This window comes from Aestuariispira ectoiniformans, assembly GCF_025136295.1.
Classification (GTDB): domain Bacteria; phylum Pseudomonadota; class Alphaproteobacteria; order UBA8366; family Aestuariispiraceae; genus Aestuariispira_A; species Aestuariispira_A ectoiniformans.
The window spans coordinates 4265317-4279379 of record NZ_CP062788.1 but is presented as its reverse complement, the minus strand read 5'-3'; the positions used below and the strand labels follow the sequence as shown (position 1 = coordinate 4279379).

Below are 14063 nucleotides of genomic sequence, written 5' to 3'. Positions count from 1 at the left end.
ACCTGTGTCTTGCTTTGAACGTGACAACGGAGGTCGCCGGAAGAGCACTGGATAAATCGGGGTTTGCCATTCACATGCCTAGAAATTCTGTATCGACGACCGGGGCCGTCCAACCTGTAATAGATATCAACGACGTTACCCTAACATTGGGTGCCTCATCGGGTGAGGTCAACATCCTGCGCGGCATTTCCTTGCAGGTGAACCCGGGTGAGGCCGTCAGCGTGGTCGGGCCCAGCGGATCGGGAAAGACATCCATGCTGATGGTCATTGCCGGCCTGGAAGCAGCCTCTGGCGGCCGTGTGAATGTCTGCGGTGAAGACCTCCGCCGGATGAGCGAGGACAAGCTGGCCCTGTTTCGCCGCGACAATGTCGGTATCGTCTTTCAGGGGTTTCACCTGATCCCGACCATGACGGCATTGGAAAATGTGGCCATTCCCCTGGAACTGTCCGGGCGGCGAAATGCCTTTGAGGCGGCTGCGGCCAGCCTGGAGGCGGTAGGACTCGGTCATCGTCTGGGCCATTATCCGGGGCAGCTCTCCGGCGGCGAACAACAACGCGTGGCCCTGGCGCGGGCTTTTGGCATCCGGCCCAGGTTGCTGCTGGCGGATGAACCGACCGGGAACCTGGATGGCAAGACCGGTCAGCAGATCATCGACCTGATGTTCGGGTTGACCGCTGAACATGACACAACGCTTCTGTTGATCACGCACGACCCAGCGTTGGCGGAACGCTGCGGGCGCAGTGTCCATATGGCCGACGGGCAGCTGGTGGACAGCGTGGAGAACCCCGTTGAACCGGCGGCGGCTCTATGAGCGGATATTCCATGCCCGGACTGGCTCTTCGGCTTGCCTTGCGTGAGATGCGCGGCGGCCTGAAAGGCTTTCGTGTCTTTATGGCCTGCCTGGCGCTGGGCGTGGCGGCAATTGCCGGCGTCGGCGCGCTGTCCGATGCAATCGAGGCAGGGGTGCGTGCCGATGCCCGCAGCCTGCTGGGCGGCGAGGTCGACCTGCGCTTGACCCATCGCGAGGCCACGGCAGAACAGTTGGACTGGCTGACACAGCATTCGGACCGCCTGTCCATGGCGGCCCAGATGCGCGCCATGGCAATTCGGGAGGACGGTGCGGACCGCCGTCTGGTCGAGGTCAAGGCCGTTGACGGCGCCTATCCATTGTTCGGGCAGTTCACTCTGCGGGACGGTGGGGCGCTGCAGCCGCTTTTGACCAAACAGGGCGACGCCTGGGGCGCGGTGGTTGGTGAAAACCTGCTTGAAAGGCTGCACCTGAAAGTCGGTGACCGTTTTCGGTTGGGCGACGCGGTGGCTCGTGTCGCCGGGGTCATTGGAGACGAACCGGATAAAAGCACCCGAGCTTTCGAACTGGGCCCCCGTGTGATCATCGCCAATGCAATGTTGCCGGAGACCGGACTTGTGCAGCCGGGCAGCCTGATCCGCTATCACTATCGTGTGGACCTGCCCGACACCGTGGCGGTGGATACATGGAAACAGCAACTGGCAGACGCCTTCCCTGGCGCCGGTTGGCGGGTGCGCGATCTGGAAAATGCCGCACCCAATATCCAGCGTTTCGTGGATCGTATGAAGACCTTCCTGACCTTGGTGGGGCTGACGGCCCTGCTGGTCGGCGGTGTCGGTGTCGGCAATGCGGCCAAGGCATATCTGGCGGAGCGTACCGGCACCATTGCGATCCTGAAGGGCGTGGGCGCGCCGTCACGGCTGATTTTCACAACCTATCTGCTGCAGCTTCTGGGGTTGGGGCTGGTCGGATCGGTGATCGGCGCCTTGCTTGGATCGCTCGTGCCCTTTGCGGTTGCGCCGATCCTTGCGGACGAACTGCCGGTGGCTGCCCGGGCAGCCTTTTATCTGGAGCCGTTGATGCTTGCCGTCCTGTTCGGTGTGCTGACGACGTTGATCTTCAGCCTTTGGCCCTTGTCGCGGGCGCGTGAGGTGCGGGCGGCGGCCCTGTTCCGCGACATGGTTGATCCGTCGAAGGGATGGCCCGGACGCCGGATTATTGTGGTTATTGCCGCTTTGGGCGCGGTAATGGCGGGCATTGCCATTCTCTCGGCGGATAACCCGCGGCTCGCCTCCTATTTCGTGATCGGTGCACTGGGAACTTTGCTATTGTTCCGCGGGGCGGCCTGGCTGGTGACGAAGGCGGCGAAAAGCCTGCCGCATCCGAAATCCATGCGGTTGCGCATGGCGCTGACCAATATTCATCGCCCGGGCGCGCCGACGGCCAGTGTGGTGCTTTCCATGGGGCTGGGGCTGACGGTGCTTTCAGCCGTATCCCTGGTGGAGGCGAATTTGAACCGGGAGGTGACGGATACCCTGCGCGGGGAAGCACCCGGTTTCTATTTTATCGACATTCAGCCGGACCAGATCGGCCCCTTCCGCGAGATGGTGTCGGGTTTCCCGACGGTGACGGAAAGCCAGGACGTGCCAATGCTGCGCGGGCGGATCGTTGCGATGAATGGTGTCTCGGTGTCCGAGATTACGCCGCCGCCGGAATTTGCCTGGATTTTGCGGGGCGACCGTGGTGTTACCTGGTCCCGGACCTTCCCCTCCCAAGGCAGTGAACTGGTGGCCGGAAAGTGGTGGCAGCAGGACTACAGCGGGCCACTGCTGGTTTCCTTCGATGTGGAGGCGGCGCAGGCCTTTGGCCTGAAGGTGGGGGACACGTTGACGGTCAACATCCTGGGGCGTGAGGTGACGGCGGAAATCGCCAACCTGCGCAAGATCGACTGGACATCGCTCGGGATCAATTTCGTGATGGTCTTTTCCCCCGGCATGCTGGAAAGCGCGCCGCAAAGCTATATTGCGACCGCCCGTCTGGACGAAGACCGGGAGGTTGCCCTGGAGCGGAAGGTAACCGATGCCTTCCCCAATGTTTCCAGCATTCGCGTGAAAGAGATATTGGATGGTGTCGCACAGATCCTTGGCAATCTGAGCGTTGCCGTGCGGGTGATTGCATCGGTTGCGATCCTGGCCGGTGTTCTGGTGCTGGCGGGGGCGATTGCGGCGGGACATCACCGCCGGATATACGATTCCGTTGTTCTCAAGGTGCTGGGGGCCACGCGATGGGATGTCATGCTGGCCTTCCTGCTTGAATATCTGCTGCTCGGCCTTGTCACCGCGGTGGTGGCGGCTGGAATCGGAACGGCGGCTGCCTATGTGGTGATCTCCGGGATCATGGATGCGCCCTGGTCCTTCGACATGAGGACATTGATCGTCACGCTGGCTCTCGCCATTTCACTGACGGCGGGATTGGGCGGTGCCGGGGCGTGGAATGCCCTGGGTAGAAAGGCCGCGCCCTTCTTGCGAAATGATTGAATTTTGACGCCAAAAGCCGTTGAAATTCAAAAACGGGAGCCCCATATTAGCGGCGGAACCTTTGCTGCCGGGTAATGGCGGCCATAAACCATTGAGGGGTTGAACTATTATGGAAACAAATCGTCGTCAGTCCACGGTCATGGATCATGTCGGCGCGCGCGCCGATATCGACGCGGGCCTGCGGTCATACATGCTGCGGGTTTACAACTATATGGCTCTCGGTGTGGCTTTCACCGGCGCGGTTGTCCTGTTCATGTCGGCCAATCCGAATTTGATGGTGACCTTGGCGGTTGGGCCGGTCAAATGGGTGCTGTTCTTCGCAGTTCTTGGTATGGGTTGGTTCTCCAACCGGATCATGACCATGCAAAGCACTGCGGCTGCGCATGCGTTCTACTGGGTTTACGCTGGTCTTTGGGGCGTGATGATTTCGCCGATGGTCGCCTACTTCCTGCAGACCACTGCAGGAACGATGGACGTTGCCCGCGCTTTCTTCATCACCGCAGGCATGTTTGCCGGTACCAGCATCTTTGGCTACACGACGAAAAAAGATCTGTCCGGTTTGGGGCGTTTCTTCGTCATGGCTTCCATCGGCTTGCTGATTGCAATGGTGATTAACATTTTCGTTGCAAGCACGGCCTTCAGCCTCGTGACGTCCTTTGGTGCAGTTCTGTTGTTTGCCGGTATTACGGCCTGGGAAACGCAGGCGATCAAGAATATGTATTACAGCGCCGGGTCCAGCAATGTGGTAACCCGCATGGCCATTTTCGGGGCCTTCACGCTCTATGGCAGCTTTGTCGTGATGTTCATCCACATTCTGAATATCCTGGGCATCATGCGTAATAACTAAATCAGGCTTCATCGCCGGATTTCGAAACGCCCCGGTTCGCCGGGGCGTTTTTTGCTATCTGGATTGAGTTTTTTCACGCAGTATGGATAGCCGTCGCGATTAGGATGTGATACGGCGTTTTTTTGTGGTTGCTCAAGGAGGTAGCGGGGCATAAGCAGCGCCTGCTTATTGGAACCACACCGGTCAGGGAAGCCGGGCTGTTGGACGGAAGGACGAGACGGATGTTTTCTGCGGTGAAAGGGTGCTGGGCGCTTTTCCTCGGGCTGGGGATAATGATGCTCGGCAACGGCCTGCAAAGCACGTTGCTGGGTGTGCGTGCGGAATTGGAAGGGTTTGCCAATTTCGCAACCGGTATTGTGATGTCCGGTTATTACGTCGGCTTCCTGGCGGGGTCGGTTATCATCCCCAAGATGGTGAACCGGGTCGGTCATATCCGCTCCTTCGGGGCGATGGCAGCGCTGGCCTCGACGTCCATTCTTCTCCACCCGGTGTTTGTCGATCCCTGGGTCTGGGGCACGATGCGGATCATTACCGGCTTTTCCTATGCCGGTCTCTATATCATCTGTGAAAGCTGGATCAACGACGCCTCCACCAATGAAAACCGGGGGCAGATGCTGAGCGTCTATATGCTCGTGATCCTGGGGGCGATGTGTATCAGTCAGCTTCTGTTGAATGTGGCGGACCCCGGCGGGTTTGAGCTGTTTACCCTGATTTCCATTCTGGTCAGTGTGGCCGTGGTGCCGATCCTGGTCTCGGTCAGTCCGGCACCGGCCTTTGATGCACCGGAAAATGTCTCTGTCCGTACGCTCTACTCGGTCAGCCCGCTCGGGGTTGTCGGGTTGTTCTTTGCCATGATGGGGCAGGCAATGGTCTTTAACCTGGGGGCGGTCTATGCGTCCGAACTGGGGTTAAAGATATCGCAGATTTCGCTGCTCATGCTGATGCAATATGTGGGTGGCATCCTGCTGCAATGGCCGGTCGGCCAACTGTCCGACCGTATGGACCGGCGTTTTGTCATCATGATTATCTGCTTCCTGTCTGCGGCGGCTGGCGGCCTGTTGTCACTGCTGGTGGCCGCGGATTGGAAACTGTTTGTCATGTTCCTTATCTTCGGCGGCCTGATCCAGCCGGTTTATTCCCTCTGCCTCGCCCATACCAACGACTATCTGAACCCACAGCAGATGGTTGCCGCCAGCGGCACGATGGTTCTCATCGGCGGGGTCGGGGCGCTGATCGGCCCGTTGATCGCCTCTGCCGCGATGGAGCTGATTGGCACGACGGCGCTGATGCTGACATCAAGCATATGCTTTGGCCTGATCGGCATCTTTGCGATCTGGCGTATGACACGCCGTGCGTCCCTACCGCTGGCGGAACAGAGCGATTACGTGGTCATGGCCCCGGTCCCCAACGCGGCGGCCATCAACCCGGAGGTCGACTGGGAGGACTGGGATCCCGAAGCCGAGGATCAGCCGGATACGGTCGAGGAATTGTTCGAGGAGTTTACTTCCCCTGATGAGGAGGTGGACGAACCGGATGAAGGGGGACCGGTTGAGGCCGGTGCCGAGGAAAAGGGATAATTTCCCCTTCAGGGCTTGGCCCCGCCCATGATCCTGTCGCAGAATGGGCGGATGAGCGAAGACGACACCATCAATGTTGAGCTGTTCAGGCAACGCTTGCTGGACCGGAAACTGGAATTGCAGGCGCTGTCCGAAAGTGCCTCGGATGCGCGGGCGCCGGTGGAGCTTGACCAGACGACCCAGGGGCGTCTTTCCCGGATGGATGCCATGCAAGGTCAGGCAATGGCGCTGGAGACTGCCCGTAGGCGTCAGGCGGAACTGACACGAATTGATGCGGCGCTGGCGCGCATGGAAAGCGGTGACTACGGTTATTGCGTGTCCTGCGATGAGGAAATCTCACAAAAACGGCTGGCGCTGGACCCGGCTGTGCCGACCTGCATCCATTGCGCGGATCGCGCGTCATAATCGAAGACAAGGGGGATAGGGTATGAATTACTGGCTCATGAAAACCGAACCGGGTACGTGGTCCTGGAACGATCAGGTCAAGGCGGCTGACAGGGGGGAACATTGGGACGGTGTGCGCAATTATCAGGCCTCCAACAATATGAAGGCCATGAAGTTGGGCGACCGCTGCTTTTTCTATCATTCCGTCAAGGAAAAGCGGATTGTCGGCATCGTTGAGGTCATCAAGGAATATTATCCCGACCACACCGACCCGAAAGGGCGTTTCGGCATGGTGGACGTAAAAGCGGTTCGACCTTTTAACCAGCCGGTCTCATTGGATGATATCAAGGCAGAGCCCCGGCTTGCGGACCTGGCCCTGTTGAAGCAGTCGCGGCTGTCGGTCATGCCGATTGACGATGTCTCCTGGAAACTGATCTGTCAGATGGGCCGGACAGAGCCTTGAAAACAGCGGTCCGATGAATAGGTCCGGCCCGGGAGAGGGGACACCCGGGCCGGTTTCTTCTGCCGAAAGGTAACCTGGAGGAAGCAGAAGAGATTACTGGTTACAGGCCAAGCCGTTTCGCAACGCCGCTGCCATAAGCAGGGTCGGCCTTTTCAAAGTGGGCAATCTGACGTTTCTGGATGTCGACCGGCACGCCCTGCATGGCCCCGGCGATGGCATCCATCAACCGCTCTTTTTCTTCTTGAGACATCAGGCGGAACAGGTTCCCGGCCTGGGTATAGTCATCGTTACCTGCCCTATGGTCATACCGGTCCACAGCGCCAGACAGCGCGAGCGGCGGTTCCTTCGCATGCGGGTCTTCGGCGGGACCGTTGAAGCTGTTCGGTTCATAATTGACCGCACCACCGGCATTGCCGTCAAAGCGCATGGCCCCGTCGCGATAGTAGTTGTGAACCGGGCAACGCGGCTTGTTCACCGGCAGGGCGTCTGCATTGATGCCGACGCGATGGCGGTGGGCGTCCGCGTAAGAGAAAATGCGGAACTGCAGCATCTTGTCCGGGCTGTGCCCGATGCCGGGAACCACATTGGCCGGGCTGAAGGCAGCCTGTTCGACCTCTGCATGGTAGTTGTCCGGGTTCCGGTTAAGCTCCAGCGTACCCACCTCAATCAGCGGATAATCCGCATGCGGCCAGACTTTGGTCAGGTCGAAGGGGTTGTAGGGCAGGTTTTCGGCGTCGGCCTCCGGCATGACCTGAATGCAGAAACGCCATTGCGGATAGTCTCCGCCTTCGATTGCCTCATAAAGGTCACGCTGGTGGCTTTCGCGATCCTGCCCAACGATTTCCGCCGCCTTCGCGTCGCTGATGTTTTCAATACCCTGTTTGGTTTTGAAGTGGAATTTGGCCCAGAAACGTTCTCCGTCGGCGTTGATGAAGCTGTAGGTATGGGAGCCATAGCCGTTCATATGCCGGTAGCTGCGCGGCAGGCCCCGGTCGGAAAACAGGATGGTGACCTGATGCAGGCTTTCCGGGCTCAGTGACCAGAAGTCCCACATGGCGGTGCTGTTACGCAGATTGGTGCGCGGATCGCGCTTTTGCGTGTGAATGAAATCCGGGAATTTATACGGGTCGCGGACGAAGAAGACCGGCGTGTTGTTGCCGACGATATCCCAATTGCCCTCTTCGGTGTAAAAACGCAGCGCCCAGCCGCGCACATCGCGTTCGGCGTCTGCGGCACCCTTCTCACCGGCCACGGTCGAGAACCGCAGGAAGGCCTCGGTCTCTTCGCCGATTTTGGAGAAGATTTTCGCGCTGGAATATTGGCTGATATCGTTGGTGACCGTCAGTTTGCCATAGGCGGCGGAGCCTTTGGCATGCACGACCCTCTCGGGGATGCGCTCCCGGTTGAAATGGGCGTGCTTCTCAAACAACTGCCAGTCCTGGGCCAGCAAGGGGCCACGCGGTCCGGCGGTCAGGCTGTTCTGGTTGTCGGCGATCGGTGCGCCGGAAGCGGTGGTCAGTCTCTTTTGATCACTCATAATGATTCTCCTTGTTTCGCCGTCTCTCGTGCCAGCAAAGTAGAATCATTCTAATATGGTTATTATGTATTTGTGAAATTGATCATTCTGATTTCAGAAATCGACTGCGTCGATGTTGGGGTCATTCTTCGGAGAGAAGGTCGAGCAGGCCCGGAAACCGCGCGTCGATGTCGGCGCGCCGCAATTGGGCCGCCCGGCTGTTACCACGGTTGACCTGCCTGATGAGGCCGGACTCCCGCAAAACCCTGAAGTGATGGGTGAGGGTGGCCTTGCTGACCGGCAGATCAAAGGAGGCGCAGGTCCGTTCCTCGCCATCCTCGGCCTGTGCCAGTTCCCGGATCACACGGCGCCGGTGTGGGTCGTTCAAGGCATTCAGTATGGCGGCCAGGGTCATTTCATCCGGATCGGGATGTCCTTCATTGTCAGGCATAAAAATCTATAGGTACGATTTGACTCGTACCTCCTTTTCTCTCTATAAGGTATGGAAATTGTCATACCTTAGGAGAAAGTGAATGTCGACTACTGTTGGAATCCGATTGCCGGCACCGGGAGAAGATGAACAGGCGCCCTATACGCTGGTCGGGCGTGCGCGGGCAAAACCCGGTCAGGCGGATGCCTTGGAGGCGAGGCTGTTATCCCTGGTTGCCCCGACAAGGGCGGAAGAGGGGGCCCTTGAATATCACGTCCACCGTGATCGTCAGGACCCGGATTGCTTTGTCTTCTATGAGGCCTGGCGGACCGTGGGAGACTTGGAAAGGCATCTTGAACAGCCCTATATCCGGGCCTTCCTTGCGGAGCGTATGACTTATCTGGCGGAAGACATGGATATTAGCTGGATCGAAATGCGCAGTGGTTATGGCAAAGCCTGCTGAAGGGGCAGACGCCGGTTTTGCTTGCTGACAAAATATGGCAGTGTCTGCGACTAGTCAGAAACTTTTCGGATAACCCGCCATGTCGCGGACACAGCGCCTCTTCGATCTTCTCCAGATTCTCCGCCGTCACAGATATCCGGTAAGCGGGGCGACACTCGCATCGGAACTGGGGGTCAGCTTGCGGACCCTCTATCGGGACATCGCAACCCTCCAACAGCAGGGGGCGGAGATCGAAGGGGAACCCGGACTGGGATATGTCCTGCGCCCCGGTTTCATGCTGCCGCCCCTGATGCTGTCCGAAGAGGAAATAGAGGCGCTGACCCTCGGTGCGCGTTGGGTGGCCAGGCAGGGGGACCGACAGTTGGGGGCGGCAGCAGACAATCTCCTGGCCAAGGTCGCCGCTATCCTGCCGGATGATCTGCGGGACAAGGTGGAAGGGAACTCCCTGCTGGTGGGGCCGGGCCCGGAGATGGCGGTCGGCCCTGTTGATCTCTCCCTGATACGCGAGGCTATTCGCAAGGAACGGAAGGTCAATCTTACCTATCGCGACCAGGAAGGCCGGGATAGCACCCGCATCATCTGGCCCTTTGCCCTTGGCTTTTTCCAAAAGGTGCGTGTTCTGCTGGCCTGGTGTGAATTGCGTCAGGGGCTGCGGCATTTCAGGGCGGATCGCATTGCGGATTTCGAGATCCAGGACGTGCGCTATCCGCGCAGGCGTCAGGCGCTTCTGAAAGACTGGCAGGAGGAAAATGGCATAAAAATCCGTAATGCATTCAATGCTGACAAAAATTGACAGCATGGTCGGTTAACTTGCCCTCACTGACGGGTGACGGCCCGTCGGAAAGACAATCCAACATTCTCGTGGAGCCAAGAAATGACCGACACCCATTACATCATTCTTTACGTCAACAATCCGCAGAGCAGCGCCGATTTCTATGCTGACCTGCTGGGCCGGGAGCCGGTCGAGAAATCCGCGACTTTCGCACTGTTTCCCATGGGGCCGGGGCTGATGCTGGGCCTTTGGTCAAAGCATACGGTGGAGCCGGCGACCACCGGAATGACGGGGGGAATGGAAGTGGCGTTTTCGATGACTGACGCCGAGGAAGTCGACAAGACCTACGATGCCTGGGTTGAGAAGAAGATCACCGTTGCTCAGGTGCCGACCGACATGGATTTTGGCCATAGTTTCGTGGCGCTGGACCCGGATGGTCATCGCCTGCGCGTTTTCTCCCTGTCCCCGGATTTGAAAAAATAAGCAGGAACGCACCGACTGCTGTCGGTCTGCAAAATGCGGCGACCTCTTAAAGTATGGGGTCGCCATTTTTTTGCGCTATGCCTGATCTCTACTCGATCCGGAATCCGACCTTTAGCACTACCTGATAGTGGGCAATGGTCCCGTTATCGATATGTCCGCGGGTTTCGACCACCTCGAACCAGTCCAGGTTTTTCATGGTCTGGGAGGCCCTGGAAACCGCGTTCTGGATCGCGTCTTCAATGCTGGACGAGGAACTGCCGACAAGTTCCACTTTCTTGTAAACATGGTCAGACATTTGCATTCGCCTTTCATATCAAAGCCCTATCCTACCACAAGATTTTCCTTCCGGGGGCGTGTAAGTCGATTCGTCGTGGACGATGGTTGCAAAGCCGCATAACTTACTACCGCGCAAGGAGATGATTTCCAGGATTTTGGGGGATGCCGGATATGTCGGTGAAGCTGTTCAAATGTCTGTTACTGGGGGCGGTGGTTTTCGCCGGGTCTGTGGCCTCTGCGGAGGCCGATTTCAAATTGACCGTCCTGCATGTCAACGACATGCATTCCCGTGTTCTGCCAATCAACAAATATGATTCGACCTGCAGTGTAAAAGACTTGCAGGCCAAGAAATGTTTCGGTGGCTTTGCCCGCGTCGCCAAGGCGCTGAACGACCGCAGGGCCGCCATTGAAGGAGCGGGCGGCCATGTGCTGGTCATGGATGCGGGTGACGAATTCCAGGGGTCTTTATTCTATACGCATTACAAAGGTGCCGCTGCGGCCGAACTGATGAATATGACGGGGTTTGATGTCATGACCATCGGCAATCACGAATTCGACGACGGCCCGCAAAACCTTTTGAAATTCCTGAACAAGGTGGAATTCCCTGTGGTCAGCGCGAACACCGTCGCCGACCGGGATTCCATTCTGCATGAAAAATATCCTACCCATGCCATCTTCACCAAGGGCGGAGAGAAGATCGCCGTGATCGGGGCGCTGGCCGAGGATACCGATGAAACCTCCAGTCCGGGTGATAATATTGCGTTTCAGGATACGCCGACCGCGATTCAACCCCTTATCGACCGCCTGGAGGCAGACGGCATCAACAAGATAATCCTTCTCACTCATCTGGGGCTGCCGCGGGATAAAGAAGTCGTTGCCCGGTTGCGCGGTGTCGACCTGGTTGTAGGCGGGCACAGCCACAGCTTGCTGTCCAATGGGAATGACGGGGCCGCAGGTCCGTATCCGGTGGTGGTGAAGTCAGCCGATGGCAGAGATACCCCCATTGTCCAAGCCTATGCCCATTCGAAATATCTGGGCGAGATTGAAGTGACCTTCAATGATCAGGGGAAAGTGACCGGTTACAAGGGGGATACAGTCCTGCTGGATCAGGGGTTTCCGGAAGACAAGGCGATGAAAGACCGGATTGCGGAATTGAATGCGCCGCTGGAGGCATTGCGGACCAAGGTGATCGGTCAGGCGGCCGGGCCGATTGGCGGTGCGCGGGACGATTGCCGCAGTCGTGAATGCGTGATGGGCACATTGGTTGCCGATGCGATGCTCTGGAAGGTCCGTCAGACGGGTGGTGCGGCGGATATCGCGATCGAAAACGGTGGTGGCGTGCGGGCATCCATCGACGGCGGCCCCGTCACTATGGGTGAGGTGCTGACGGTCCTGCCGTTCCAGAACACGATTGCAACCTTCAAGCTGACCGGGGCTGAGGTGATTGCGGCTCTGGAAAACGGCTTTTCCAAGGTGGAGGAAGGGGCCGGGCGCTTCCCGCAGGTGGCCGGTATGCGCGTGACCTGGGACGGTAAGGCGGAGCCGGGCAGACGGGTTGTTTCCGTGGAGGTTGGCAGTGAGGCTGACGGCTTCCAGCCACTCGACAAGGACAGGGTCTATAACGTTGTCGCCAATGACTATATGCGCCGCGGTGGCGACGGTTATAAGGTGCTGCGCGACAAGGCGGTGGAGGCCTATGACTACGGACCGGGTCTGGAAGATGCATTGGCCGGTTATATTGCACAGAACAGCCCGCTGAAAGCGGGCCTCAAGCGGCGTGTCATAAGGAAATAGAGACAGACCTTATTGCGCTGTCAGAAAACGCCGCTTTCCAGTCCGGCGGCCATCATCATGCCCAACTCTTCACATTGATCTTCGAATTGGGGATCCCATTCCCCACGGCAGACCAGGGGCTTCTGTATGGCGCGCCAGCGAAGGCCGGTGACGATTGTCTCTATGGCGCGTCTGGTGCCGGTTCCGTCATGCCCGGCGCGAATATAGGCCGCATAGGGCAGGCCCTGCTTTTTCTCCAGAACCGGATAATAGCAGCGGTCGAAAAAATCCTTCAGGGCCCCGCTCATATATCCGAGATTTTCTGTCGTTCCCAGAATGATCCCGTCGGCGGCCAGCACATCTTCTGGCGTGGTCTCGAACGGTGTCTTGGCGACAACCGCAATCCCGTCGATATCCGGGTGGGATGCGCCGCGGACAACGGCGTCACATAATGTCCTGGTATTGGGAGAGGGGATATGGGCGACGATCAGGAGAGTTTTTGTCATGGCGGCCCAGTTTGTTCTGTCTGGCATGGTTGGGGAAAACTACCATGTCAGATGCCCTTGGGCGAGGGCCGGGCATTAAAAAAGCCCTGGCTTGGAAAACCAGGGCTTTTATCGGGAATGTGTCATTGTCTTACAGGGCCAGTACCAGCAGACCAAAAGCAACAATTGCGCCTGCATATGCGTAGACGGAAGAGTTGAAGCTGTTGTCGAAAACCATGATGTTGCTCCTTGCCAAAATCATCATTGCCTGATGAGAGACATATGCGCCTTTTCGAAAAGGATTAGGAGCGCTGGTCTTGCAATTCCCCTATGCGATTCGCGAATGGCTCCTAGGGCGTCCTGTCACGGGGCAGGTGAAATTCCAATCCCGCCAGTATCGTATCGACCTTCTGACTGTTCCTCGCCATAGGCAAAAGCAACCGTTCATAGGTGACATAGTCCCGGCCGACACTGGTCAGGCTGCGGGTTTCCAGTTGCGGTTCTCCGGTTTCCAACAGGATTTTATAGCCGTTAATGACCGAAATATCCTCATGGCCCTTGTGATAGTCCGTCAGGCGTTCGCCGGTGAAATCCCGACCGATCGCGCCGACAACATCCGTGCCCACAACCCGGTATCGGAAATCCTGCCCCTGGTCGATAACATCCAGCAGGATAAGGCGGCTTAAAAGCCTGGGGATATCGACGGGGTCGAACCGGTCACGCGGCAGGACCGCCTTGCCGGCACAATTCCCATGCCAGTATTGGTAAAGATCCCTGAGGTATTCGGATTTGATATCTTTCACGAGGGCATTGAACTCAGCTTTTCCATACAAGGCAACAGGTTAGCCAATTGTCATTATGGAAGCCAATGCTAATATTGCCAGGCTTGTGGGGCAGAGCGTCACAGGCCAAAAAACAAGGGCCCGGCTGATAAGTCAGCCAGGCCCTTGTGAAAGCTGGTGCCGCTAAGGTGACTCGAACACCTGACCCACGCATTACGAATGCGTTGCTCTACCAACTGAGCTATAGCGGCGCAATTATTTGCGGCGCGGAACATAAGGCGATGTGACGCGTTTGGCAAGCGGGAAAATTAATTTGCCGCCCTGTGATTGCAATCACTTAAAATCGTCTCAGGTCGTGCCTATATAGGGAGTATAGAGATTTGAAAGGGTTTTTCCCAACATAGTCTCCCTCCCTAGATCCCCTGACTTGCACCTGCCGGTTTTTTAACCGGCATTTTTTTTGTGC

Annotated in this window: 15 protein-coding genes and 1 tRNA gene; 10 read left to right on the top strand and 6 right to left on the bottom strand. The window is 57.8% G+C overall.

The genetic code is table 11. The features are described 5' to 3' along the window. Positions 1–74 precede the first annotated feature (74 nt). The 6 genes from IF205_RS20205 to IF205_RS20180 all read left to right on the top strand — a co-directional run bounded on the left by IF205_RS20205 (position 75) and on the right by IF205_RS20180 (position 6617). A complete protein-coding gene (locus tag IF205_RS20205) occupies positions 75–812 on the top strand; it encodes an ABC transporter ATP-binding protein (protein WP_259781161.1) in 738 nt (245 codons plus the stop codon). Beyond that, complete coding sequence (locus tag IF205_RS20200) at positions 809–3346, top strand: ABC transporter permease (RefSeq protein WP_259781160.1); 2538 nt, start codon at positions 809–811, stop codon at positions 3344–3346. The genes IF205_RS20205 and IF205_RS20200 overlap by 4 nt, the downstream gene beginning before the upstream one ends. A 109-nt stretch (positions 3347–3455) precedes the next feature. Beyond that, entirely contained in the window at positions 3456–4193 is a 738-nt protein-coding gene (locus tag IF205_RS20195) for a Bax inhibitor-1/YccA family protein (protein WP_259781159.1), read from the top strand. A 221-nt stretch (positions 4194–4414) separates the two neighbouring features. Then, the gene (locus tag IF205_RS20190; RefSeq protein ID WP_375542663.1) at positions 4415–5770 is read left to right on the top strand and encodes an MFS transporter; all 1356 of its coding nucleotides are present in this window, start codon (positions 4415–4417) and stop codon (positions 5768–5770) included. A 51-nt stretch (positions 5771–5821) separates the two neighbouring features. Continuing rightward, the gene (locus tag IF205_RS20185) at positions 5822–6175 is read left to right on the top strand and encodes a TraR/DksA family transcriptional regulator (RefSeq protein WP_259781157.1); all 354 of its coding nucleotides are present in this window, start codon (positions 5822–5824) and stop codon (positions 6173–6175) included. Positions 6176–6197: 22 nt separating this feature from the next. Next, positions 6198–6617, top strand: a complete 420-nt coding sequence (locus IF205_RS20180) for an EVE domain-containing protein (RefSeq protein WP_259781156.1) — start codon at positions 6198–6200, stop codon at positions 6615–6617. A gap of 100 nt (positions 6618–6717) precedes the next feature. On the opposite strand, the gene IF205_RS20175 is transcribed toward IF205_RS20180, so the two are convergent. Together IF205_RS20175 and IF205_RS20170 are read right to left on the bottom strand one after the other, a co-directional pair. Beyond that, positions 6718–8154 (bottom strand): catalase, encoded by a 1437-nt coding sequence (locus tag IF205_RS20175; RefSeq protein WP_259781155.1) that lies wholly within the window; start codon positions 8152–8154, stop codon positions 6718–6720. A 121-nt stretch (positions 8155–8275) separates the two neighbouring features. After that, entirely contained in the window at positions 8276–8584 is a 309-nt protein-coding gene (locus IF205_RS20170; RefSeq protein WP_259781154.1) for an ArsR/SmtB family transcription factor, read from the bottom strand. 82 nt (positions 8585–8666) lie between these two features. On the opposite strand from IF205_RS20170, the gene IF205_RS20165 reads away from it, so the two are divergent. The 3 genes from IF205_RS20165 (at position 8667) to IF205_RS20155 (ending at position 10281) form a co-directional block, all read left to right on the top strand. Next, on the top strand, positions 8667–9026 hold the full coding sequence (locus IF205_RS20165) for a putative quinol monooxygenase (RefSeq protein ID WP_259781153.1): 360 nt from the start codon (positions 8667–8669) through the stop codon (positions 9024–9026). Positions 9027–9105: 79 nt separating this feature from the next. Then, on the top strand, positions 9106–9819 hold the full coding sequence (locus IF205_RS20160; protein WP_259781152.1) for a helix-turn-helix transcriptional regulator: 714 nt from the start codon (positions 9106–9108) through the stop codon (positions 9817–9819). 81 nt (positions 9820–9900) lie between these two features. Then, entirely contained in the window at positions 9901–10281 is a 381-nt protein-coding gene (locus IF205_RS20155; RefSeq protein WP_259781151.1) for a VOC family protein, read from the top strand. Positions 10282–10369: 88 nt separating this feature from the next. On the opposite strand, the gene IF205_RS20150 is transcribed toward IF205_RS20155, so the two are convergent. Then, positions 10370–10576 (bottom strand): dodecin, encoded by a 207-nt coding sequence (locus IF205_RS20150; RefSeq protein WP_259781150.1) that lies wholly within the window; start codon positions 10574–10576, stop codon positions 10370–10372. A gap of 143 nt (positions 10577–10719) precedes the next feature. Between IF205_RS20150 and IF205_RS20145 the strand changes: the two genes are divergently transcribed. Further along, positions 10720–12351: a bifunctional metallophosphatase/5'-nucleotidase gene (locus IF205_RS20145; RefSeq protein WP_259781149.1), complete on the top strand. Its 1632-nt coding sequence runs from the start codon at positions 10720–10722 to the stop codon at positions 12349–12351. A gap of 20 nt (positions 12352–12371) precedes the next feature. On the opposite strand, the gene IF205_RS20140 is transcribed toward IF205_RS20145, so the two are convergent. From IF205_RS20140 to IF205_RS20130, 3 genes are all read right to left on the bottom strand, one after another. Beyond that, positions 12372–12836 (bottom strand): flavodoxin family protein, encoded by a 465-nt coding sequence (locus IF205_RS20140; protein WP_259781148.1) that lies wholly within the window; start codon positions 12834–12836, stop codon positions 12372–12374. A gap of 329 nt (positions 12837–13165) precedes the next feature. After that, positions 13166–13618, bottom strand: coding sequence for a PAS domain-containing protein (locus IF205_RS20135; protein WP_259781147.1), 453 nt, complete (start codon positions 13616–13618; stop codon positions 13166–13168). A gap of 154 nt (positions 13619–13772) precedes the next feature. Then, positions 13773–13848: transfer RNA gene (locus IF205_RS20130), tRNA-Thr, on the bottom strand. Between the last annotated feature and the right edge of the window lie 215 nt (positions 13849–14063).